21 protein-coding genes are annotated in these 21,538 nt (G+C 56.5%); 2 read left to right on the top strand and 19 right to left on the bottom strand.

Annotated elements, in window-relative coordinates; translation table 11 throughout:
- The first annotated feature begins 234 nt into the window (after positions 1-234).
- Entirely contained in the window at positions 235-873 is a 639-nt protein-coding gene (locus BM438_RS39265; RefSeq protein ID WP_244179551.1) for a TetR/AcrR family transcriptional regulator, read from the top strand.
- A 58-nt stretch (positions 874-931) separates the two neighbouring features.
- On the opposite strand, the gene BM438_RS39260 is transcribed toward BM438_RS39265, so the two are convergent.
- The 11 genes from BM438_RS39260 to BM438_RS39210 all read right to left on the bottom strand — a co-directional run bounded on the left by BM438_RS39260 (position 932) and on the right by BM438_RS39210 (position 12,072).
- On the bottom strand, positions 932-1,522 hold the full coding sequence (locus BM438_RS39260) for a YceI family protein (RefSeq protein ID WP_093645863.1): 591 nt from the start codon (positions 1,520-1,522) through the stop codon (positions 932-934).
- Between the two features lie 444 nt (positions 1,523-1,966).
- Positions 1,967-2,854 carry a LysR family transcriptional regulator gene (locus tag BM438_RS39255; RefSeq protein WP_093645861.1) on the bottom strand — a complete coding sequence of 296 codons (888 nt, stop codon included), beginning with the start codon at positions 2,852-2,854 and terminating at the stop codon, positions 1,967-1,969.
- Between the two features lie 322 nt (positions 2,855-3,176).
- Positions 3,177-4,823: a cation/acetate symporter ActP gene (gene actP / locus BM438_RS39250; RefSeq protein WP_093645839.1), complete on the bottom strand. Its 1,647-nt coding sequence runs from the start codon at positions 4,821-4,823 to the stop codon at positions 3,177-3,179.
- 17 nt (positions 4,824-4,840) lie between these two features.
- On the bottom strand, positions 4,841-5,137 hold the full coding sequence (locus BM438_RS39245) for a DUF485 domain-containing protein (protein WP_093645837.1): 297 nt from the start codon (positions 5,135-5,137) through the stop codon (positions 4,841-4,843).
- A 188-nt stretch (positions 5,138-5,325) separates the two neighbouring features.
- On the bottom strand, positions 5,326-5,529 hold the full coding sequence (locus tag BM438_RS39240; protein WP_093645835.1) for a tautomerase family protein: 204 nt from the start codon (positions 5,527-5,529) through the stop codon (positions 5,326-5,328).
- Between the two features lie 18 nt (positions 5,530-5,547).
- Positions 5,548-5,778 carry a tautomerase family protein gene (locus BM438_RS39235; RefSeq protein ID WP_054035934.1) on the bottom strand — a complete coding sequence of 77 codons (231 nt, stop codon included), beginning with the start codon at positions 5,776-5,778 and terminating at the stop codon, positions 5,548-5,550.
- Positions 5,779-5,804: 26 nt separating this feature from the next.
- Positions 5,805-7,214 (bottom strand): MmgE/PrpD family protein, encoded by a 1,410-nt coding sequence (locus BM438_RS39230; RefSeq protein WP_093645832.1) that lies wholly within the window; start codon positions 7,212-7,214, stop codon positions 5,805-5,807.
- 384 nt (positions 7,215-7,598) lie between these two features.
- Positions 7,599-8,141, bottom strand: a complete 543-nt coding sequence (locus BM438_RS39225; protein ID WP_093645829.1) for an MOSC domain-containing protein — start codon at positions 8,139-8,141, stop codon at positions 7,599-7,601.
- 71 nt (positions 8,142-8,212) lie between these two features.
- A complete protein-coding gene (locus tag BM438_RS39220) occupies positions 8,213-9,205 on the bottom strand; it encodes an NAD(P)H-dependent flavin oxidoreductase (protein ID WP_093645827.1) in 993 nt (330 codons plus the stop codon).
- Between the two features lie 188 nt (positions 9,206-9,393).
- Positions 9,394-10,311, bottom strand: coding sequence for a LysR family transcriptional regulator (locus tag BM438_RS39215; protein ID WP_093645825.1), 918 nt, complete (start codon positions 10,309-10,311; stop codon positions 9,394-9,396).
- A gap of 249 nt (positions 10,312-10,560) precedes the next feature.
- Positions 10,561-12,072, bottom strand: coding sequence for a CoA-acylating methylmalonate-semialdehyde dehydrogenase (locus BM438_RS39210; protein WP_093645823.1), 1,512 nt, complete (start codon positions 12,070-12,072; stop codon positions 10,561-10,563).
- Between the two features lie 106 nt (positions 12,073-12,178).
- Here BM438_RS39210 and BM438_RS39205 point away from each other — a divergent pair, with 106 nt between their 5' ends.
- Entirely contained in the window at positions 12,179-13,120 is a 942-nt protein-coding gene (locus tag BM438_RS39205; protein ID WP_054036077.1) for a LysR family transcriptional regulator, read from the top strand.
- 15 nt (positions 13,121-13,135) lie between these two features.
- Here the strand turns inward: BM438_RS39205 and BM438_RS39200 are convergent, their stop codons facing one another.
- The 8 genes from BM438_RS39200 to BM438_RS39165 form a co-directional block, all read right to left on the bottom strand.
- On the bottom strand, positions 13,136-13,978 hold the full coding sequence (locus BM438_RS39200) for an oxidoreductase (protein ID WP_093645821.1): 843 nt from the start codon (positions 13,976-13,978) through the stop codon (positions 13,136-13,138).
- Between the two features lie 66 nt (positions 13,979-14,044).
- Positions 14,045-14,467 (bottom strand): VOC family protein, encoded by a 423-nt coding sequence (locus tag BM438_RS39195; RefSeq protein ID WP_093645819.1) that lies wholly within the window; start codon positions 14,465-14,467, stop codon positions 14,045-14,047.
- A gap of 113 nt (positions 14,468-14,580) precedes the next feature.
- A complete protein-coding gene (locus BM438_RS39190) occupies positions 14,581-15,465 on the bottom strand; it encodes a LysR substrate-binding domain-containing protein (RefSeq protein ID WP_093645817.1) in 885 nt (294 codons plus the stop codon).
- 180 nt (positions 15,466-15,645) lie between these two features.
- The gene (locus BM438_RS39185; RefSeq protein ID WP_093645814.1) at positions 15,646-16,671 is read right to left on the bottom strand and encodes a D-cysteine desulfhydrase family protein; all 1,026 of its coding nucleotides are present in this window, start codon (positions 16,669-16,671) and stop codon (positions 15,646-15,648) included.
- A 96-nt stretch (positions 16,672-16,767) separates the two neighbouring features.
- Positions 16,768-18,474 (bottom strand): FAD-dependent oxidoreductase, encoded by a 1,707-nt coding sequence (locus tag BM438_RS46800; RefSeq protein ID WP_093645812.1) that lies wholly within the window; start codon positions 18,472-18,474, stop codon positions 16,768-16,770.
- A 116-nt stretch (positions 18,475-18,590) separates the two neighbouring features.
- Positions 18,591-19,553 carry a LysR family transcriptional regulator gene (locus BM438_RS39175; protein ID WP_267914069.1) on the bottom strand — a complete coding sequence of 321 codons (963 nt, stop codon included), beginning with the start codon at positions 19,551-19,553 and terminating at the stop codon, positions 18,591-18,593.
- A gap of 269 nt (positions 19,554-19,822) precedes the next feature.
- Positions 19,823-20,968 (bottom strand): HPP family protein, encoded by a 1,146-nt coding sequence (locus BM438_RS39170; RefSeq protein WP_093645808.1) that lies wholly within the window; start codon positions 20,966-20,968, stop codon positions 19,823-19,825.
- A gap of 17 nt (positions 20,969-20,985) precedes the next feature.
- Complete coding sequence (locus BM438_RS39165; RefSeq protein ID WP_093645806.1) at positions 20,986-21,222, bottom strand: tautomerase family protein; 237 nt, start codon at positions 21,220-21,222, stop codon at positions 20,986-20,988.
- Positions 21,223-21,538 lie beyond the last annotated feature (316 nt).

Below are 21,538 nucleotides of genomic sequence, written 5' to 3'. Positions count from 1 at the left end.
CGCCATCGGCCATAACTCGTGCAAGTTTTTCGGCGTGTCCGTGGGTGGAGTCGCGGAGAGCAAATACTTTCACCATGATGAATTTTCCTTGCCCTGGGGCAATGCGGATCGGTTGAGATGCGCTGCAGTTCGACGGTCGAGGCCGGGTGCGACATCGACTCCACGTATTTTATGACGAACGTCAGAAAACCCGCAACAGTTTTTTGTGACGATCGCGATAAAATGAGTTTTGGGTTGTTCACTCTCACCACTAACCGAAGGATCCAGATGGCCAGGCCCAGGGAATTCGACGAAGACACGGTGCTCGAAGCCGCAATGCAGCGCTTCTGGAATAACGGCTATGAGGCGACATCGATGCGCGACCTCGCCGACCTCACCGGAATGACTACGCCAAGCCTCTACAACGCGTTCGGTGATAAGAGAGCCATCTACCGTCTCGTGCTCGATCGGTATGTCCGTCTGGCGCTTGAGACCTGCTCGGTGATTTTCGGAGGCGATGAGCCGCCCTTACGGGCATTGGAGCGGTACTTCGACGCGACGATTGACGAAGCGCTCGCCGACACGCTTCACAAGGGGTGTTTTGTCGTGAACACGGCGCTGGAAGTGGCGCCGCACGACCAGGGCTTCAGAGATGTTGTAACCGGGGTGTTTGGCGAAATCGAAAAATGTGTCCGCGAATGTGTCGCGGCTGGGCAGCGCGACGGATCAATCCTTACCTCGCAACCTCCAGCCGACATCGCGCGGCTGGCACTGAGCACTATCCTGGGCCTCCGGGTTCTGGCCCGCGCCAATCCCGACCGTGAACTGCTGAGCGGGGTGGTTCGGCCGTTTTTCGTTTTGCTAAGGACACCGACTCAGGGAAGTGGCGAATAAGGACGGAAAGTTACGTTCGCGATGGCGGCACCGGGTAGTTGTCGATGCCGCCTACAGACTAATCCGCCTTCACGCCTTCAACCTGAATCTGCAGGCGGGTCAGCGTCTTGAAACCGTAATTGGTGCCCCAAGCAACGCCGTAGTCCGCGCGGTCGAATTGTGCGCTGGCTTCTGCACCGCACACTTCTTTCTTGATCAACGGGTTCATGAAGCACTTGAACGAATCAATCTTCAACGTCAGCGGCTTGGTTACCCCGTGAAACGTAAAGTCACCTGAGACTTCGACCGGCGTGTCGCCGTCAAAACGGAGCGCACTGCCTTTGAATGTCGCGCTCGGGTATTTGCTGGCATCGAGGAAATCTGCCGACCTCACGCGCGTATCGAGTGGCACATTTCCGGTGTCGATCGACGCGGTGTCAATCGACACGTCGACCGTGCCAGTCTTCGCCGCGACGTCAAGCGTCACTACGCCGCTGCTTTTCGTGAACTTGCCCCGCCACACCGAAATACCGCCAAAATGGTCGGCTTCGAAACTCGGATAAGTGTGCCTCGGGTCAAGGTTGTAAGTTGTCGGGGTCGCCATGGCTGAGCCGGCGATCACGGCAAGAATGCCGACTGCAATCAGGTGCTTGTTCAAATCAGACTCCATGAGTGTGGCATGTGCGTGCGACAAATGTTTGAATTGTGTCAGGATCACTAACGGATTTGTTCGTGGCGTGGCGATCATATTGGCGACGCTCACGCAGTTATCGTATCCAGGTAGCTTGCCGAGAACAAGTGAACAGGTTACGTATTCTGTTGCCGTCTGCGCAACAGTGTCGCCTGGCTAATCACGGAGACGAACAGGCACCGGCGCTGATCAGAAAAGCACCATCGCTGCTAACCGTGAGTTAGCTTCTGAAGAAAAATAAACGGGAGAGAGAGCTGCAAAGACGACAGAAGGCGAAGCGTTATTCACGTCGGAATTGACGCGCTGTGCTGTCTGCGGGTAAGTCAACTCCAGATTAAAACCATCGACCGGAATTCGGCATAAATCGACACATCATGCCTTCAAACAGGCAGACTGAATCGCGAACGGCTATGGGCCCCGCGTCTATGCGGCGGCCATCATCGGCCCGAGCTGGGACCGTGCCACGTCAACGAAAGCCTGCATTGCACTCGAGACATAAGCATCATGCCGCCGGATAAACAGCGTTTCGACGTGCGCCGTCTCTGGCGATATCGTGTGGATACTGACGAGATCCTGTTCCGCTGCCGTCGAGACCACGCCTCGTGGCAAAAGCGTGATACCAATACCCGCAGCGACGCAGGCAATGATCGCATCCATAGAACCAAATTCGAGCGGCGCGGCCGTGAGCACCCCCATTTCGGTAAGCAAGGTGTCGAGCCGCTGACGGTAAGAGCAACCCAAACGGAAGACAATTGTTTTAAGGTCCGGTACCGATCTGATCACCTCCAGCGAGCGCATGGTGCGCGGTGTGACCAGAACCAGTTCCTCATGAAAGACCGTCTCGGTGTGAAGGTCCGGATGGTCCAGCGGACCTGCTATGAATGCCCCATCCAGCCGACATTCCGCTACATCGGCAGTGAGACCGCAACTCGTTCCGGTCGTCAGGGATAGCCGAACCTGCGGATACATTCGAGCAAAATTACTCAATATCGGAGAAAGCCTAAGCGCCGCCGTCGTCTCGAGCGTTCCAAGTGTGAGAGCGCCTCCCGGTGCGCCGTCATCCAGCGCAGCTATCCTGGCATCCGTAATGAGCTTCGCGATACGCGCGGCATACGGGAGCAAGCGCTGCCCCGCAGGGGTCAAGCTCACGCCGCGCACATGGCGCTGAAAGAGAACGACTCCGACCTCCCGCTCCAGAGCTCGAATTCGCGCTGTCACGTTCGACTGAACGGTATTTAGCTCGGTAGCCGCCCGGTTCATACTGCCATGACGAGCTACGGCTTCGAAGACCTTGAGGTCGGCAACGTCCATGCTTCGCACCTGTATGAAATGTCCACAACCTTGATAGAACTTCTCTTCCATCCTACATCAAAGCGAAATTAAACATCCAACGGATACAATTCCCATTGGTCATTTCCGCAAACGCCAGATAGGTTCGAGACAGTCCAAAGTTCAGACGTTTTGCATCCAACGCAAAGACGCAGCGTAAACGGGCAAGGCGGACCTCGCGGATCCGCCTTCGAACCGAACACACGCAGTGCCACTTTTCCCCGCGCCGGAACACCGCACTGACTGGCTCGCAATCTCAACTGCCTGACGGCGATCCGACTTTCATGCGCCGCCGTTCCTGAATCTAGTGGCCAACCGGCCCCGCGAACACCCGACGCTCTTGTGGAACAGCACTCCGCGCCCGATCAGTATCTGCCTGTTTGCTGCGGTCCAGCACGGATACCAGCCAGCACGTCACAAAAGCGAGCGGCATAGTCACTATCGTCGGCGGATCGATCGAGAAAAGTGGCTTCGCATTCCCCATAACATGCACCCAGACGGCCGGGCCTGCGATGGTCAGCAATACGGCGGAGACCAAGCCGACAGTTCCTCCCGCAACGGCCCCAAACGTGGTCAATCGTTTCCAGTAAAGGGCAAGCAGTAACACTGGAAAAGTCGAGCTACAGGCGACCGAGAACGTGAGCCCAAGCATATAAGCCACATTCTGTGTCCTGAATGCAATGCCCAACACCACCGCGACCACGCCCAGTACCAAAGTCGATATCCTCGATACTCGCACTTCATCCACTTGACTTGCCGTACCTTTGCGGAACACACAGGCGTAGAGGTCATGCGAAACCGCTGAAGAACCGGCAAGCGTCAATCCCGACACAACCGCAAGGATGGTGGCAAATGCAACTGCCGAGATAAACCCCAACAACGCGTCTCCCCCCACCGCCTTCGCAAGATGGACGGCAACCATGTTTATCCCGCCCAGCGGCTTGCCCGCGGCATCCAGAAAGTCCGGATTAGAGGCGACCAGAGCGATAGATCCGAATCCGATGACAAACACTAGGGCGAAGAATATGTTCATAAATACACTGGCCCAAAATACTGACCCCCGTGCGGCCCGTGCATCAGGAACCGTGAAGAAGCGCATGAGAATATGCGGCAGGCCTGAAGTACCGAACATCACCGCGAGACCCAACGAGAATCCCGATACGGGATCTCTGGCCAGAAACTGGGGGCTCAGGATCGCATTGCCCTTTGGATGAATCTCCACCGCGCGCCGCAACAGTTCGGAGAAGCTGAAGTCGAATTGCCGCAAAACCAGAAAGCTCATCACAAGTGTGCCGGTCAGCAGCAACGCTGCCTTGACGAGCTGTACCCAGGTCGTGGCGACCATGCCTCCGAAGGCCACATAAAACATCATGAGCGTGCCTACAAGGATTTCGGCGTATATGTAGTCGATGCCGAACAGCAGCTTGATCAACTGCCCCGCCCCTACCATTTGCGCGATGAGATACAACGAAACAATGCATAGCGATGCGCAGGCCGAGAAGATGCGAATCGGCTTCTCGCCAAGACGCACGGAAACCGCATCTGCGACCGTATACTTACCGAGTTTTCGCAGCCTGGTTGCCACCAGAAAGACAACAATCGGCATCCCCGTCGAATACCCAACTGCATAGACCAGACCATCAAATCCGCTACTGAACACCAAAGCTGTCAGGCCAAGGAACGCACCGGCCGACATGAAGTCACCCGCGATTGCAAGACCATTCTGAAACGCCGTTATCTCGCCGCCAGCCGCGTAGAAATCGTCGGTCGATCTGGTGCGCTTCGCGGCCCAGTAGGTAATAGCCAGTGTCGCAAGAACGAAGGCAAGAAAGAACACTATTGCGACGCCGTTCCCGTTACCGACGCCGCTTCCAGCGGCAAAGGATTCGGTGCTCACAACGCATATGGAAAATGACAGCGCGAGCAAAGCACCACACCGATGAATAGTCATAGCAGGTCACCAGGTAATCAACGGATAACTTTCGGCTGTGTCGATACGAAATCTCGCGAGTCTGCGGCATTTTCGATCAGTACATACAACCCGATAAGCAGCACGCCAGCGACCAGAATTACTATTCCGTACAGAAACGCAAGCGTAATGTTTGACCCCTCTACCACTGGCGAAGCGAGCGTTGCCGGCGACGCGGCGGCAAGCGTAATGAATCCAAAAAACATCAACACCTCCACAAGCGTCAGGACTATTGCCAGCCCCACCCTTTCACGTCCGGTGTCGGCACTGTCCACCTCCATCGTTGCTCTACTCATATCTCCTCCATATTTTTTGTACTACGTATTATTTAGCTCAAAGAACCTGATTCTCATAGAAGCCCGAAATAAACGAACTTATGGCTTCGTCATATGGTCTATCGCCGCCGCATACATCTGAAACGCTGGCCGCCGGACGCGACGTCGGCGGAACGCAGAGGAAGTCCTTAACGCGAAATTTCGCGCGGCTATCCTGCGGATTTCTTGAAGTCCTCCCCATTGATCCGACTGGAAATGCTGATATTTTCAGCCGGATGTTCATGCAAAATCACGTTAATGATCTTCGGATCCGACCCGATCGAGTCGTGCGTGACCTGGATGATGTCCCTGATAAGTTGTTCACGTCGTTGATGCGTGAGACCGGTCTTGATATGGCATTCGATGAAAGGCATGATGGCTCTCCGGTAGTTCTATTTAAGACGCTCAATAAGTTCTTTGTCGTTCGCCGCACCCTCGACATATTCGGGAAGATGCTCACCGTGCTCGACGAAGTTGATTCCGCGTCCTTCGCGAATCACGAGAAAAATGTCGTTCTTCGTCTCGCCCGTCGCGGCGCTGACCACCCGGAGTAATCCGGCAGCAAGCAGTCGCTTCTGTTCGTCGGTCCGACCAAAACGCATGTCACAAGAAATGAGTGCCATATATATCTCCTAAAAATCTCTCTGGACTATTGAATCCCCGGATGCATAACCGGGAATCGTGGTTCAGGACTTACCTTCACCAAAATGGTCATCAACTCTTCAATTGAGTGTTGCTCCAGCGTTGAAACCAGATCGATGATCTGATTTCGAAGCACCTGGTCCGCGTACTGTTCGCTCAACCAGTTGAATTTCTCGACGGTACGTTCCCACGTGAACGGGTTATCCAATCCGCCTTCGAATCCCACATGCTCCTCGGCCAACACACGACCATCCTTGCATTTGATCGTCACACGCGTGTTTAGCTCGCGCGGATACTGCGCCGAGAATTCGGCATCAGGCTTTACAGTCACTCGCCTGAGCAACGCCTGTGCATCGGCAGCCTGTACACGCTCGGGCTCGAGCTGAGCCGGGCCAACCTGATCGTCAAGCAACGCTGCAGCGATCAGGTACTTGAGGTTGTAGTCCGCCTGCTCTTTAGTCTGCGGGTTATCCTTTGGGCCGAAGCTGCCGCCGCCGGCAATTTCAAATCCAGTCTGAAAGATGTCGCATTGGACTTCATCCACGTCACTGCCCTTCAAACCATGTTTGCGCTTTAACGCGAGCGTAGCTTCGAGAACGGGCTGACCGTGAATAAGCGAGCAGTATTTCTTCATGACCGTCTGGTGAACGACCTCGAGCCGCTGGTCTTCCCAATCGACTTCGAGCGGTTGGTCAAACATTCGCACCAGACCATTGGGACCCTCAAAAAGGCGCAGAGGGCCTGTAAAGCCACGCTTGGCAAGAGACGCTGAATAAACGGCTCTCATACCCGTGATACCGGGAGAAAAGCCCTTCCACTGCGAAACCGGTTCGGAATGCACACACGACAGCGAAATGTTGTCGATCGTTGCGATTGCAATCGCGTTTGCGATCTGATCGGCATCGAGACCGAACAGCTTTCCCGACCCTGCCGCGGCAGACATCGCCAACTGGATTGCGTGATTGAACCCCTTGGCCATAACAGGAACTATCGCCGTAATGCGGCAGCCAATCTCGTAGGACGTCGCCAATGCCAGCATGAACTCCTCGCCACTTGCGGACGCATGTTCAGCAGCGGCCAGAATGGTTCCGAAGTTATCGCTTGGATGACATAGTCCGCCAGGAGACATGTAGCTATCCAGCAAGTCGACGTACCTGACCAAACCCGTGTTGTACAACGCGGCCTGATCGGGCGAAGTCTTACCGCCGCCAATCAATGAACAGGTCCCCGAGCCACGGTACTCGTCGAACTGATCGCGAAGCGCCTTGAACGGCTTACCTGGCAGCGCTGCTATGGCGCAACCCAGGCTGTCGAGAATATTCCGCTTGAAGATTGCCCTTGTGCCAGGCGTAAGATGCTCCGCGCGTGCGTCGTATGCAAAACGGCCGATACGCTGAGCAGTCGTAGGTGTACTCATTTGAAGTCTGTCCCTCCAAAAAAACCGGATCGCCTCGAATGACAATCCAATTGTTTCCTCACCCTGATGTCGAGTTCAATGTGACATTGTGGTTCTCAATCCAGTAATACAAACTCGCACCGTTTGAGTCGAACATCAAGCGAAGGTATTACATACCGCTATCTATCCCAGAGATAACCCTGCCACACCAGGATCCTCGTCAATGCGGTCGCTGCGCCAACGGAGCCGCACAAAAGAGTCTGCTCGCGTGCCCCGGTTTTTGCTGTTTCTCAACGGCCAATAGTTTCCGGGACTATTTCGTCGCCGGAATCGAGTTATCTGGTTCGGTCTCAATCACAAACAGCCACTACTCTGATGGCTTCAGACGCGGACGCAATGTACGCCTTACGGTTCGTGCCGCGCGCGGCTGCGTCGCAGGTCCAGCACTGCGTTTATCGACTCCTGCCGACGACCGGGAATCACTTGAATCGGCGAGCCCGCTGAAATAAAACCGGTCTTGGACACGCTTAAGTAAACACCGGAGTACCCGCTCGTTATCATATGTTTGGCAGCGCGTACATAGCCCATCACGGCATTAAACTTGTAGCAGGGATTCCGGGGCGACTCGACGCGAAATTCGACGTCACCAATCAATATTCGGTCCCCGACCCAGAGCTGGGTTTCGAGCAGCCCACAGGTCGTCAAATTCTCTCCCACGGCGGCAAACGGCAGCGGGTCGGCGGCACCGGCAATGCCTGCTTCCAGCCTGCGCTCTCGCCACCACTCATAGTGTTCGACCGGATACATGTACACAGCCTTCTCAAGGCCCCCATGTACACTAAGGTCTACCTGCTCGTCGCCGACCAGGCCTAGCCTGCGAACCTCGATACAAGTCCGGTTGTGAAGCAAACTGACAGGAGTTTTGCGTATTCCGGAGTTAACTACCATCCCTTGCGAGGTGCTCCCTACATCTAATGGAGCACTCGAACCTACGCTAACCGCGAGCAGCCGGGCGGCGATTACGTTGATGACGTCACCGTCCGATTTTGCGCGTAGAGGGAGTAGCCAAGTATCGCGTCCATCTCCCTGACGATGTTTCCGACTATCAATCTGGCCGGCAGTACATCGTGGATCAAGGCAGCAGATTCGCCCGCGATCACGGCAGCGGTATCGTAGTCGTGATTCTCTCGAGCACTTGAATACCTCGCCCGCTCCTCATGTATTTGCTGAAACAGTTCGCGCTCACGCCCAACCCACTTTTCGGAGAACTCGTTTCGCAGCACCCGGCCCGTGTACGGCGCCGGCCAAACGTTATCGCGTGCTATATCAAACAGAATCCCACGGATGGTTTGCTCGCCGCCCGTACAGTCGACGATCCGTCGTTTGGCATCGTCGTGTCCAATCGCCTCCTCGCTTGCGTACATGCGGGTTCCCAACATGATGCCCGAGGCGCCAAGCGCAAGAGACGCTGCAAAACCCCTGCCGTCGGCGATGCCGCCGGCCGCAACCACCGGCACCATCTCACCCACTGCGTCGACGACAGCTGGAACAAGTGAGATCGTGCCGCAGGCAACGCCATGACCGCCGCCTTCTGCACCTTGAGCGACGATAATATCCGCGCCCTGGCTAACCGCCTCACGTGCCATCGCAACAGTCTGAACCTGGCAGATCGCGAGAATTCCTGCCTTCTTCGTTCGCTCGATATGTTTGCTCGCGTCACCGAACGAAAACATGATTGCGGCGGGTGAATGTTCAATGCAGACATCGATAAGGTGCGGTTGCCTGGATAGACTCCATGTAATGAACCCCACCCCGATCCGGGCCCCACGTGCTGCGGCAAACTCCTCCCGCAGCCACGTCTCGTCGCCGTACCCGCCACCTATTATTCCGAACCCGCCTGCGTCAGTGACCGCTGCGGCAAGCCTGCCGCCGGCCACCCGGTCCATCGGCGCAAGCAGTATCGGATGATCCACACCAAGTATCGATTTAAGTTGCTCGTATCGCTCAAACATCGTCGTCTCCTCGCTTTTTTCGTCAACGAATCTGTCTCGTCTGCAATCACAGGTGTAATACTGCTACTCAGATCGCAGCACAAGAAACGATTTGTTTTGATACCAGTAATCTCTTAGATAGATAGGGTGCAGTGAATGGTCGCAAACGCCCGCCGTTGGGGGTGAGACACGCTCGCCAGGCGTGTTTATCAGTTGTTGGTGCCTCCGGGCTCCGAGTACATCGCAGTCTGAAGAAATTGAAGCAGCTCTTTGTAAGCGCTGCTCTCATAGCTCGCTTGTGCAACCAGATACGTATCGATCGTGGCGAATTTCTGCGCGTAAATATCCATCGGAACACACTGCAAATCCAGAATGGACCTCGGGCAAAGTGCGAAACACGAACCCGCCGCAACGCTGGCCAGAATGGCGTGATACGAAACAAGCTCCGTGACTTTCCAGCCACCGCCCGTCTCCAGACCAGTGATACCCAACCATTGCTCGAGTACGTTCCGATAGGCACAACCATCGGAAAAAGCGGCCAGCGTTTTGATCCTGAGATCCGTAGGCCGGTTTACCGTTGGATGGTTGGGCGGCAACACAAGCAGTAGATCCTCCCGGTATGCGCGCGTTGCGCGTAGCCCGCGCGCAGCGAACTTTGGTCGCGGATCGCGCGTGCCCGGAAAACTACTATCCGCGACAAAAACGCAGTCGAGATGCCCTCTCTCCACATCATCGACCAGTGAACGTGACGTACCGATCGAAATCTCCAGCTCGACCTGCGGCCACCTGCTGTGGTACTTCGAGAGCAGTGCCGGAAGGCGCGCCGCTGCCGTGCTTTCCATAGCGCCGATGCTCAATCGTCCGGGCTGCTGCTCCGGACTCATCGCAAGCCTTGCTTCTTCTGCGAGGTACAAGAGCCGTTGCGCATAGCCCAGCATTGTTCGGCCACTCGGCGTCAAGCTCATCCGTTTTCCACTTCTGGAAAAAAGCTGGACCTGCAACTCCTCTTCCAGTTGTTGCACGCGCATCGTTACATTGGACTGAACACGGGCCAGATGACGAGCCGCCCGGGTCACACTCTGTTCGGTGGCGACAGCACAAAATATTTCTAACGATGAGAAATTCATATCGCCCCCAATCTGATTCTCGCTCTGGAATACAACCTATACGAGTGTTCAGTTCGGCTGGACGTACCGTCAACCGGTGGGCGGGAAAAACTCTCTTTCCATCGTGGCGTAAATCTATGTCAAGGTACCGGGTTCAAAGTGCCGATTGCAGACCGGGCGTTTAACTCATTGCCAGGCCACGACTTCACACAAAGAAAAACGCCGCACCGTGCTGCGTGCGGCGTCCAATCACATGCCATGCCAGTTAGTCTACTTCGCCGTAGGCATTGCAAATTCGGCACCCTTTTCCGTGCTTTCCGGCCAACGTTGCATGATCGACTTCTGCTTTGTATAGAAGCGAACACCTTCTTCGCCGTATGCGTGCGTATCGCCGAACAGGCTGCGCTTCCAGCCACCGAAACCATGCCAGGCCATCGGAACCGGAATGGGCACGTTAATTCCGACCATCCCTACTTCGATGCGCCGACCGAATTCGCGAGCGATGTGCCCGTCCCGCGTGTAGCACGCCACACCATTGCCAAACTCATGAGCATTGATCAGATCGACCGCTTCCGAGAAGTCCTTCACACGGACGCAGGCAAGCACGGGTCCAAAGATTTCTTCCTTGTAAATCCGCATCTCCGGCGTGACGTTGTCGAACAGCGTGCCGCCCGTGAAGAAACCGCCCTCGAAGCCGTCTACCTTAAGGCCGCGACCGTCAACAACCAGCTTTGCACCTTCGTCGACGCCAATCGCGATGTACCCTTCGATGCGTTCGAGCGCCTGTTGCGTAACGATTGGCCCCATTTCCGCATCGGGCTCCATGCCGTTCTTCACAATGAGACTGCGCGCACGCTCGGCAAGCTTCGGAATGATTTTGTCAGCAACATCGCCTACGAGAACAGCAACCGAAATAGCCATGCAACGCTCGCCGGCAGAACCGTACCCAGCACCAACCAGTGCGTCGACAGCTTGATCGATGTCGGCATCGGGCATCACTACCATATGGTTTTTGGCGCCGCCCAGCGCCTGCACGCGCTTACCGTTCCTCGCGCCCGTTTCGTAGATGTAATTGGCGATCGGCGTCGATCCAACAAAACTCACCGCCTTCACATCCGAGTGTGCCAGCAACGCATCCACAACGACTTTGTCACCCTGAACCACGTTGAAAATGCCATCGGGCAGGCCTGCCTCTTTCATCAGTCTTGCCATGAACAACGACGCCGACGGGTCCCTCTCGCTTGGCTTCAGAATGAATGCGTTGCCGGCCGCAATTGCAACAGGAAACATCCAGCAGGGCACCATGCACGGGAAGTTGAACGGCGTAATGCCTGCGACAACGCCTAGCGCCTGACGTACTGTCCAGTTGTCCATGCCGGTTGAAACCTGCTCCGTGTAGTCCCCCTTAAGCAGTTGCGGAATGCCACACGCGAATTCGATGACATCGATACCGCGCGCCACCTCGCCTTGAGCATCAGAGAAGACTTTTCCGTGTTCCGCTGTGATGATTGCAGCCAGCTCATCACGATGCCTGTTCATCAACTCAAGAAACCGCAGCATGACGCGAGCCCGGCGAATCGGCGGCGTATTGCTCCACTTCGGAAATGCAGCCTTGGCGCTTGCCACAGCGGCGTCAACATCTGCGACGTCGCCCAGCACAAGTTTGCGTGGCCGTTCGCCCGTGGCAGGATTGAAAATCGCCTGGGTACGCACGCCTGATCCACGTACTCGCTCGCCATGAATAAAGTGGGTGACGTCGGCTGTGTCATTGAACGCTTGCATCTCGATTCCTTGGTTGATGGGTGGTGAATGAAGTTTAGGAGTCTCCATTGCCCATGCAAAGACGCTAAGATTGAAATGATTGTTTTCAATGGTGAACAAAAAGCACATGAACACGCAAAAGGTTGAAAGCCTTTGGACGCATTTGCACTGGTTGACGGTTCTTGCCGAACAAGGCACGTACACCGCGGCGGCTGCTCGCCTTGGTGTGAGCAAAGCCGCAATGAGCCAGCGCATCGCGGAACTGGAGCGAGCCGCAGGCGTCGCACTGGTGCAACGTACCACCCGCAGCGTACGACTCACCGAGGCCGGGCAGCGGCTCGTCGACAACACGCGTCTGGAGTACGAGCATATTGCAACGAGCTTTGCGACGGTACGGGAGATGGCGGGCGTTGCACGCGGGTTGATCCGGGTAACGGCGCCGGTGGCGTTCACGCGGCAGCAGTTGGTACCGAGAATGTCTGCGTTTCTACGGGCAAATCCCGAAGTACGCGTACAACTTGAAGCGTCTGACCGTCTGAGTTCGATCACCACCGAGGGCTTCGATCTCGCCATCAGACACAGCGCCCAGGTTCCAGAGACTCATGTCGCATGGAAGCTGTGCGAGACGCAATCCGTGATCGTCGCGACAGCCGCTTACCTGAAGCGTCGAGGCCTGCCTGAATCACCCGCGGATCTTTCCGCTCACGATTGCCTGTTTTACCCTCGTGCGTTAGGGTCTGGAATCTGGTCGTTCGAACGCAGAACGGCGCGACGCACGCACTCCGCTCCTCTGATGATCACGGTAAACGGCCCTCTTTCCGCTAACAATAGCGAAGCATTGAGAGACGCCGCCCTTGACGATCTGGGCATCGCGTTACTGCCCGATTTCACGGCACAGGCCGCGATTCAATCAGGGAAATTTGTTGTTCTCCTGCCCGATTGGCGACCGATAGGCACCTTTGCCGAGCAACTCTATGTGGTTCGGCCCTACACCCCGCACGTACCACGCGCTGTCGAACTGTTTGTCACCTATCTTAGGGAAACTTTCGCGGCAGGATTTCCGCCATAACATCCCGATACGCTTTCACGAGAACCCCGTAGATTTCGAAACGGATTCCCATGCGTCAATTTCACGGCTCAATGCGGATATTTTGTCCCGGACCACGCGTAACGCGTCATCGCCCAGCACGAGGTGGACCGGCGGGACATCCTCGTCGATCAGGTCCAGCAGGACCTTCGCCGCTTTAGCAGGGTCCCCCGGTTGCTTCCCGTCTTTCGCCAAACGGGCACGGCGGATCGGCGCAAACACCGTATCGTAGTCGTCGATGCTGTGCTCCGTACGCACCATCGATCTCCCAGCCCAATCTGTTCGAAACGCGCCCGGCGCGACAGCCGTCACCTTGATACCGAAGCTGCGCACTTCCTGCTCCAGGGCTTCCGATATCCCTTCAAGCGCAAATTTGCTACCGCAGTAGTATGAGATGCCGGGAAATGTAACGAGCCCCGCCATCGACGTGATATTGATGATGTGACCGGTACGTCGTATGCGCATTGACGGGAGCACGGCCTTGATCATCGCCACGGCGCCGAACACGTTCACATCGAACTGTCGACGCAGTTCCTCGAGCGGTGATTCCTCGAGAATGCCTTCATGACCATATCCCGCGCTATTCACGAGAACGTCGATCGGGCCGAAGCGCTGGGCGACTTCATTGATCGCGGCATCGATGGAATCGAAATCAGACACGTCGAGGAGTACGCCGTGCGCATGGTTCGCGTGCAATCCCTCAAATTCAACTTTCGCGGGATGGTTTCTTACCGTACCGATCACAATGTTGCCGGCGGCCAATGCGGCTTTCGCCAAAGCGCGGCCAAACCCGGAGCTCGCACCGGTAATCAAAAAAATCCGCTGGGCGGTTTTGCTCACGATTGAAACCTCGCTTTGGGTAAACTTCGAATTGCCAGAACCACTTCCTCAGCGCCTCAGATCAACTCAAGCAGGCTGAATTCGCGGATCGAAGTCGAACTCAAGTCTGATGCCGCCCGGTTCGTACACCATCGTGTGACGCTTGGGTCCTTCGCCCAGGTTCTCCGGTGCGAACTCAACCACTACACCTGGCCATGCGGAAACCTGCGCGAAAATGGCGTCGAGCGCCTCCTGACTGCCAACCCGCAGCGCGAGGTGATGTAGACCGACATTCGCCTTGCGGTCAAACTCCACACGATTCGCCAGATCCTTGACCTCCCAGAGTGTCAGCATGACGTGCCCGTCGGACACAAAAGCGGCCGGATAGGCTGGTCTTTCACCAACCTGCGTCCAGCCCAGGGCGTTGACGAAAAAGTCCCGAGTGACGTTCAAATTCCGGACCGTCAAGCCGACGTGGTCGATGCCAAGTGTTAGAGGTGCAGCAGCCATCGCAATCTCTCCTTTCAAACTCAGACAATATTAGCCAGCGCCGAAATGGCCTCGCATGTACGTACTATGCAGGGGAAGCAGGAAGTGCGTCTGCGAAAATCGCAAGTCGCCCCTTACGCCGCCGCCATCAAAGGCCCGAGCGCCGAGCGCGACACCTCGACGAAAGCACGCATGGCACTCGAAATGTAGGCGTCATGCCGTCGGATGAAAAGCGTCTCGACACAAGCTTTCTCGCGCGAGATCTCATGGATCGCAACGATATCCTGCTGCGCTGCCGCCGCGACCACGCCCCGCGGCAGCAACGTGATTCCGATACCGGCCGCCACACACGCGATGATTGCGTCCAGCGAGCCGAACTCGAGCGCCGTCACGAGAATTCCCCTCTCCAGAAGCAGCGCATCCAGCTGATGCCGATACGAGCAGCCCACGCGAAACACAATCGTCTTCAGGTGCGGGATCGACGTCAAAGACTCCAGTGAGAATATGCTGCGAGGCGTCACCAGCACCAGCTCTTCACGGAAAATGGTCTCGCTATGAAGCTCCGGGTGGTCGAGCGGACCTGCTATGAACGCCCCATCCAGACGGCATTCCGCGACATCCACCGCGAGGCTGCGGCTGGTTCCAGTTGTCAGCGACAGTCTGACCTGCGGATACATCCGCGCGAAGTTGCTTACTATCGGCGAGAGCCGCAGAGCCGCTGCGGTTTCCATGGTTCCCAGCACCAGGGAACCGCGCGGCGGACCGTCGTCCATGGCCGCCACGCGGGCGTCGGCAACGAGCTTGGCAATTCGCGCCGCGTAGGGAAGCATGCGCTGACCCGCCGGCGTCATACTCACACCGCGGACATGCCGCTGAAAGAGCGCTACACCCACTTCTCTTTCCAGTGAACGGATCCTGGCCGTTACGTTGGACTGAACAGTATGCAACTCGACGGCCGCCCTGTTCATGCTCCCGTGGCGAGCAACCGCTTCAAATGCCTTGAGATCGGCAACATCCATAACACTGTCCTGTCAAAAAGGCGCCTGTTTCAGCGTTAGCCGAATCGCGAATGCTTGCCCTCCAGATGCCGCACGATGGCGTTTCGGTCGCGATCGGAATGCCTCGTATTCTGGACGAGCTTCGACGCGAAATTATTGCAGTCGGTGGCAATTCAATTGTTCCTGGGCGTCACATATGCGTCAGCGCAGTGCGGACTCAAACGTGGTGCGATAGGCAAACAGCGAAGGCGTCCCCCCACTCATGAGAAACAGAACTTTTTGTCCCGCACCGAATATTCCGTTCTCGACGCTCTGGATCAGACCCGCGAACGCTTTGCCGCTATATACCGGGTCTAGTAGAAGACCTTCCTGACTGGCCAAAAGCGTAACTGCCCGGCGCATTGAACTGGTAGGTAACCCGTAGCCGTTCCCGAGCTGATCACCATGGAGAACAATGTCGTCGCTGGAAACCGTGAAGCCTGAATCGATCAGGTCAAGCGTTTGCTGCGCTTTTTCAAAAGTCGTGGCATAAGCTTTTTCGAGCGGCGCAAGAACCGTATACCCCACCACTTTCGTTGGCGACACACCAGCAGCGATAGCACCGGCCACAAGCCCCGCTTGCATGCCGCCGCTGCCGTTCGCAACAACAATATGGTCGAAGAGAATGCCGCTTTTCGTGGACTGGTCAAGAATCTCAAGTGCACAGGAAACATAGCCCAAACAGCCTACCGGGCTCGATCCACCGAGCGGACACACATAAACTTTTCGTCCCTCGCCGCGCAACGTTGCGGCTCGCTCTTCCGCAACCTGCAGTGCGCCAACGTTTCCTGGAATGTCGTGAATGAGTGCGCCAAAGAGACGATCCAGCACCACATTGCCATTTTCGACGTAGTCGTCGTCTTCGATCGGAACCAGCCTTGAGAGCACCAGTTCACATTTCATTCCTACGCGCGCGGCCGCCGCTGCTGTCAACCGAGCATGGTTTGACTGCCGGCCGCCGACCGTGATGATCGTGTCCGCGCCGGCCGCCTGCGCCTCACCGATCAGAAATTCGAGCTTGCGCAGCTTGTTGCCTCCGCCCCCAAGGCCGTCAACGTCCTCCCGTTTGACATAGATTTCAGCGCCGCCCAAGTGCTGGCTCAATCTTGGGAGCGCCACAATCGGTGAAGGTCCGTCGCGCAATTGCGCTTTGGGATACCGGGAAAGGTCGGGCACTCGTAATGTCATTTAGTCGCTCCACAAGTTGGCTGATCGTTCAGCCCGGATTGGAATTGTCGAAGTTGCCTCGCCTGCAATAGATTGCCGATCCATTGCTTGCGATTGCTATTCGGCCGCCAATAGCGTATGGACTTCCGACACTACAGCAGCCCCCTCCCCGACGGCGGATGCGACGCGCTTGATCGACGTCGAGCGCACGTCGCCGATTGCAAAAACGCCTGGAACACTTGTCTGGAAGGCGAAGCGGGCGAGCGCCGACTCCGTCGAACCCGTGCGGCCGGTTATGACGAAACCTTTGTCATCAACTTCCACGCCGCAGCCACGTAGCCAGCCGGTGGCTGGATCAGCACCGGTAAAAAGGAAGAGGTGGCGAGTCGGGATTCGCGTGCAACTGCCAGTCGAGCAGAAATGAACCTCCGTCAGGCCGTCCTCGTCAGACACTATAGACTCGATGACGGCATTATTATGAATCGTCACGTTGGCGATCGAGCTTACGCGATCGATCAAATACCTCGACATGGTGTCGCGCAAGCTCTCGCGTCGAATGAGCACATGTACATGTGCTGCATAGCTCGCCAGGAAGACGATTGCCTGTCCAGCGGAATTTCCCCCTCCCACAAGCACGATTTCCGAGCCTTGACAGAGGCGCCCCTCGATCGACGACGCCCAAAAGTTGACACCATGAATCCCATGCTCATCTAAACCCTTAATCTGCGGGCGGCGATAGGCGGCACCGGATGCTATAACGACCGTCTTCGCTCGCGCGCACCGCCCATCGCGGAGTTCGACCTTCAAGGGCGATTCCGTGCAGTGCAGTTTTGCCACTTCGGTAGGTATGACGATTTCCGCTCCGAATTTAACCGCCTGCTCAAATGCGCGGCTCACGAGAACGTGACCGGAAATGCCGGTTGGAAACCCAAAATAATTTTCGATCCTGGCGCTTGCACCGGCCTGTCCGCCAAACCCCTTTGAATCGAAAACCAGCACGGATAGCCCCTCTGACGCTGCGTACACGGCTGCTGCAAGTCCGGCTGGACCGGCGCCAACAATAACGACATCGTACGTGTCAGCTTCATCGAAGCCGCACAGGAGACCAAGCTTCGACGCGAGGAGTGTTTCGTCAGGATTGTGCAGGATAGCGCCATCAACCAGCACGGCCAGTGGCATCTTTCCTTCTACGTACGGTGTTTTCGAAAGGAAATCGCGAGCCTCGTCGTCCGTGACCGGATCAAGAATCCGATGCGGGTGATTGGTGCGTCGTAGCATATCCGCGAGGACGATGAGTCTCGGATCGGTTGAAGACCCGATCAGAATCGGACCACTGCCGTCCTGAATCAGTCCGACGCGTCGGAGAATGAACGCGCGCATGATCTCCGAGCCAAGCTGAGCTTCCGCAATCAGAAGCGACCGGAGTTGCTCAGGCGAGATGAGGAACGCGTCGACGTCAGTGATGGCAATCGCATCGACGAGGTAGGGTTTGCCGCTGAGGGTTGCCGTCTCCCCGAGAAAGTGTCCCTCACTGACCTCCTGAAAAAGGTGAGACTGGCCGAACCCGTTTCGTACGATCAGATGGACCGTCCCACGCGTCAGGATTCTCATGCCTTCGCTCTGCTCTCCAGCGCGAAACATAACGTCGCCGGCCTTCCAATGTTCCGTCGTCCCGAAGCGAGCCGCCTTGGCAATCCGCGCTTCCGTCAAACGGGGGTACATCTGATACCGGCGTCGTTCAATCTGGGTACGTTGTGCTGCCTCGACGGTTTTGTAGTCTTCAGGCGTGACACGGCCCCCAGATACACCGTCTTTCAATGTCATGGGAGTGTCCTTACCATCAGTTGACGGCTCGCGATGAGACAACGGACCATTTTCGCCATCGTTCAAATTTGAGTTCACGGTCGCAGTCGCATTTGAAAGCAGGCTGCGCGATGATCTCAGGCCGCTGTTAGCGTGCGCTCAGCGCTGCGGCCCAAGGGTTGTGAAATCGTCGCGATCTCATTGGGGATATCTCGGGGCCCCGAGCGAAAAAACTCGGTGCAGAAGTCGACGAAATTCCTGAGTCTTGCAGGAAGCAGTTCGCGGTGTGAGTAGAACAGGCATATCTCGACACCGCTTTCTGAGGTGGAACACTGCGGCAAGATGTGCGTGAGATGCCCGGTGGCAATGTCTTCCCGAACCATCGCTTCAGGTAAGCTCGCGATGCCGGTACCTGTAAGCGCTGCCGCTCGAAGCAGCACTTCGTTACCGTCCATGGACGACATTGGGAGCACACTCACGCTTTTCCCGTTTTCCAGCAGATCGATGAAATTCGTGCCCTTCTGCCTCGAGGCGGGGTCCACCAGAAGGAAATGCGCGGCCAAATGCGAAGCTGTCTCGGGTGTACCGCATTGTTCAAGGTAACCCGGTGCGGCAACGAAAATGTGCGATGACGTGGATAACGTACGGCGAATGACCGCAGACTGCTCGACAAGATGAGGTGGAAGAATCGCCACGTCGAAATGGCCGTCATACAGATTCACAGCTCCCTCCTGAACGGAGATCATGAGGTTCACGTTCGGAGCGATAGCGTGATAGTTCGACACAAGTCGAGAGAGCGTCTTGCTCACCAGCATCGGGTGCACGACGAGTCGCAATCTTCCGCTGTCGATTTCACGCTCCTGCGCAATGCGGCGATTTGCTTCGTCAAGTTCTTCGAGGAGACGGCAGCAACTCAGATAGTACGACTGCGCCGCGTCTGTCACCGAAACAGTTCGAGTTGTTCTATACAGAACCCGCGTCTGGATACTCGCTTCGAGTCTTGTGATGGCTTTGGAGATCGAGCCGGTGGTCACGCCCAACGACGCGGCAGCCTTGCTAAAGCTTCGATGCTGTACGACTGCAACGAAAGTCCGCAACATGTATAGCTGGTCCATCTCCTACCTCGCTGATAGATTCACAAAGCGAACATCCCCCGTGACCGGGACTGTCGCGGATGCAAAAATCCGGCGGCTGCCATCATCGCTGATGGTCCCATCGAAAGTCCGACGGACCCAATGGCGGCGTTCGTACGTTCGGGTTGTTGACGTATCACGTAGGAGAACAGCTTAGCAATGTTTCCGGAACGCATAGGCGGTTTGTCGCGATAGGGGTATCGCAAAAGTAGATAGCCACGAGACGTCGCCCAACGTCATGCCGCGCGTTGCATGTCAGTGAACGCGTGACTGTGCTGATAGAGGCCAGAAACAACATCGGCCTGGGTCATCATTCCGACGAGCCGGCCATGAGAGTCGACAACGGGTATGTGGTGATGTCCGTGCTTCGCGAACATCGGCACAACCGTTATCAATAATGTTCCAGCTTCGACAGTCTCCGGCGGTGTTGTCATTAAACTATCGACTAGCGTCTCCTGATTGCGAACAGTCCCGCGCTCGAGACACCGATCGCAGGCCTCAGCAATGCTGGCGGTTTCTTCACGTCCACGAACATCCGCCCGCGTGACAATGCCAATGACCCGGTCCGATTCGTCGGTTACCGGAAGCGCTTTAATGCTATGTCTAAGTAAAATGTCATGTGCTGCTTTGACCGAGGTCCTGGTTGGTATGTAGATGGCCGGGCGCGACATGACGTCACCACATGTCAGTTCGCTGAAGCTGCGCGCGTAAGCCAGCATCTGTACTTCCTGCAGTAGCGAGGCAAGATCGTCGGTGCCGATATCGAGGAGTTCCCCGTGTCGGCGTAAGGCGGACTCCAGTTCAACGCGGGAGATCTCTCGGCGCGACTCGCCGGGGTCGTTTGTGGCACTGCTGTCGTGCCGGGTATGGGGATAACGGTGTCCGGTGAGCGCGTGATAGACAATCGCACACGCTAGCATGATCAAAGATTGCACAGCGATCGGCGCAAACACGAAGCCATATCCGAGAGCGTGAACGTTAGCTCCTCCCAACACGGCCGTGAGCGCGACGGCGCCAGAAGGAGGATGCACACATCTGAACGCGAACATCGCGCATAGCGCAAACGCGATTGCAGCAGCTGCCGCGAGGACGGGGTCAGAGATAAATTGCGAGCAGGTCACGCCAATCGTGGCGGAAATCAGATTCCCGCCAACGAACGACCACGGCTGAGCGATTGGACTTGCCGGCACGGCGAAGAGCAAGACTGCCGACGCACCCATAGGGGCGACCAGGAATGGCACCAATGCACCGCTCTGATTGAAGCTGCGCATGGTGATGCCGGTGATCGTAATGCCGATCAGCGCTCCCACGCACGAACGAATACGCTCGGACCAGCTTACCGAAATGGGCGACGGAATGAAGCGGCTAAGCCAGTCGATCATGGGCCTTCCACGGGCCCTCAGCCCGGTTTGCTTCCCCGCTGCCTGCGATACTCGTCTACCGGCAGCCCACCCCAGCCCCAGTTCTCCGTTTCCACTTCCTCGATGACAACAAACGTCGCGTCGAGAGGTTTGTTTAGTACGTCGAGCAGCAGGTGACTGACACCGTTGATCAAGCGGGCCTTTTCTTCCGCCGTGACCGAAGTTGTGCCGGGCGTGGTCCCCTCGCGGGTGATCTGAATCGTAACAATAGGCATGTCTTTCCGCCTTACGGTGATTGACGCAAAGGAGCACCGGCCAGCGGCGCTGATATATGGTGAATCCTAGGTTCTCTGCCATCGCGTTTGAATACCCGCCGAGGACAAACACTCTTGCTCGGTTAGAACAAGTCAGGCGTGTCTGTCCGTAGAGACGGGATGCATCCAGATAAACATCATTGAGCGTGATGGGTCCAATTCCGGATCTCTTCTTCCCACCTGGAAAAACTGATATTCCGGCGATGAGTTGCTTGCGACGCACATGTCGCATATTCTTGCTCGCGAAATGCGATCGTTCCAGTTCCAGGCAGTGGAC

The sequence above is a fragment of the Paraburkholderia aspalathi genome (assembly GCF_900116445.1).
Taxonomy (GTDB): Bacteria; Pseudomonadota; Gammaproteobacteria; order Burkholderiales; family Burkholderiaceae; genus Paraburkholderia; species Paraburkholderia aspalathi.
Note: the sequence above shows the minus strand (reverse complement) of the source record. Positions and strands in the feature narration are given on the sequence as shown.

Excerpts from the sequence above, each read along its gene's own strand:
- BM438_RS39165 (WP_093645806.1), bottom strand. The coding sequence starts at position 21,222 with ATGCCTATTGTTACGATTCAGATCACCCGCGAGGGGACCACGCCCGGC.
- BM438_RS39175 (WP_267914069.1), bottom strand. The coding sequence starts at position 19,553 with ATGTTGCGGACTTTCGTTGCAGTCGTACAGCATCGAAGCTTTAGCAAG.
- BM438_RS39235 (WP_054035934.1), bottom strand. The coding sequence starts at position 5,778 with ATGGCACTCATTTCTTGTGACATGCGTTTTGGTCGGACCGACGAACAG.
- BM438_RS39225 (WP_093645829.1), bottom strand. The coding sequence starts at position 8,141 with ATGGTAGTTAACTCCGGAATACGCAAAACTCCTGTCAGTTTGCTTCAC.
- BM438_RS39190 (WP_093645817.1), bottom strand. The coding sequence starts at position 15,465 with ATGGATGTTGCCGATCTCAAGGCATTTGAAGCGGTTGCTCGCCACGGG.
- BM438_RS39210 (WP_093645823.1), bottom strand. The coding sequence starts at position 12,072 with ATGCAAGCGTTCAATGACACAGCCGACGTCACCCACTTTATTCATGGC.
- BM438_RS39170 (WP_093645808.1), bottom strand. The coding sequence starts at position 20,968 with ATGATCGACTGGCTTAGCCGCTTCATTCCGTCGCCCATTTCGGTAAGC.
- BM438_RS39230 (WP_093645832.1), bottom strand. The coding sequence starts at position 7,214 with ATGAGTACACCTACGACTGCTCAGCGTATCGGCCGTTTTGCATACGAC.
- BM438_RS46800 (WP_093645812.1), bottom strand. The coding sequence starts at position 18,474 with ATGACATTGAAAGACGGTGTATCTGGGGGCCGTGTCACGCCTGAAGAC.
- BM438_RS39205 (WP_054036077.1), top strand. The coding sequence starts at position 12,179 with ATGAACACGCAAAAGGTTGAAAGCCTTTGGACGCATTTGCACTGGTTG.
- BM438_RS39245 (WP_093645837.1), bottom strand. The coding sequence starts at position 5,137 with ATGAGTAGAGCAACGATGGAGGTGGACAGTGCCGACACCGGACGTGAA.
- BM438_RS39195 (WP_093645819.1), bottom strand. The coding sequence starts at position 14,467 with ATGGCTGCTGCACCTCTAACACTTGGCATCGACCACGTCGGCTTGACG.
- BM438_RS39255 (WP_093645861.1), bottom strand. The coding sequence starts at position 2,854 with ATGGACGTTGCCGACCTCAAGGTCTTCGAAGCCGTAGCTCGTCATGGC.
- BM438_RS39260 (WP_093645863.1), bottom strand. The coding sequence starts at position 1,522 with ATGGAGTCTGATTTGAACAAGCACCTGATTGCAGTCGGCATTCTTGCC.
- BM438_RS39185 (WP_093645814.1), bottom strand. The coding sequence starts at position 16,671 with ATGACATTACGAGTGCCCGACCTTTCCCGGTATCCCAAAGCGCAATTG.
- BM438_RS39220 (WP_093645827.1), bottom strand. The coding sequence starts at position 9,205 with ATGTTTGAGCGATACGAGCAACTTAAATCGATACTTGGTGTGGATCAT.
- BM438_RS39215 (WP_093645825.1), bottom strand. The coding sequence starts at position 10,311 with ATGAATTTCTCATCGTTAGAAATATTTTGTGCTGTCGCCACCGAACAG.
- actP (WP_093645839.1), bottom strand. The coding sequence starts at position 4,823 with ATGACTATTCATCGGTGTGGTGCTTTGCTCGCGCTGTCATTTTCCATA.
- BM438_RS39240 (WP_093645835.1), bottom strand. The coding sequence starts at position 5,529 with ATGCCTTTCATCGAATGCCATATCAAGACCGGTCTCACGCATCAACGA.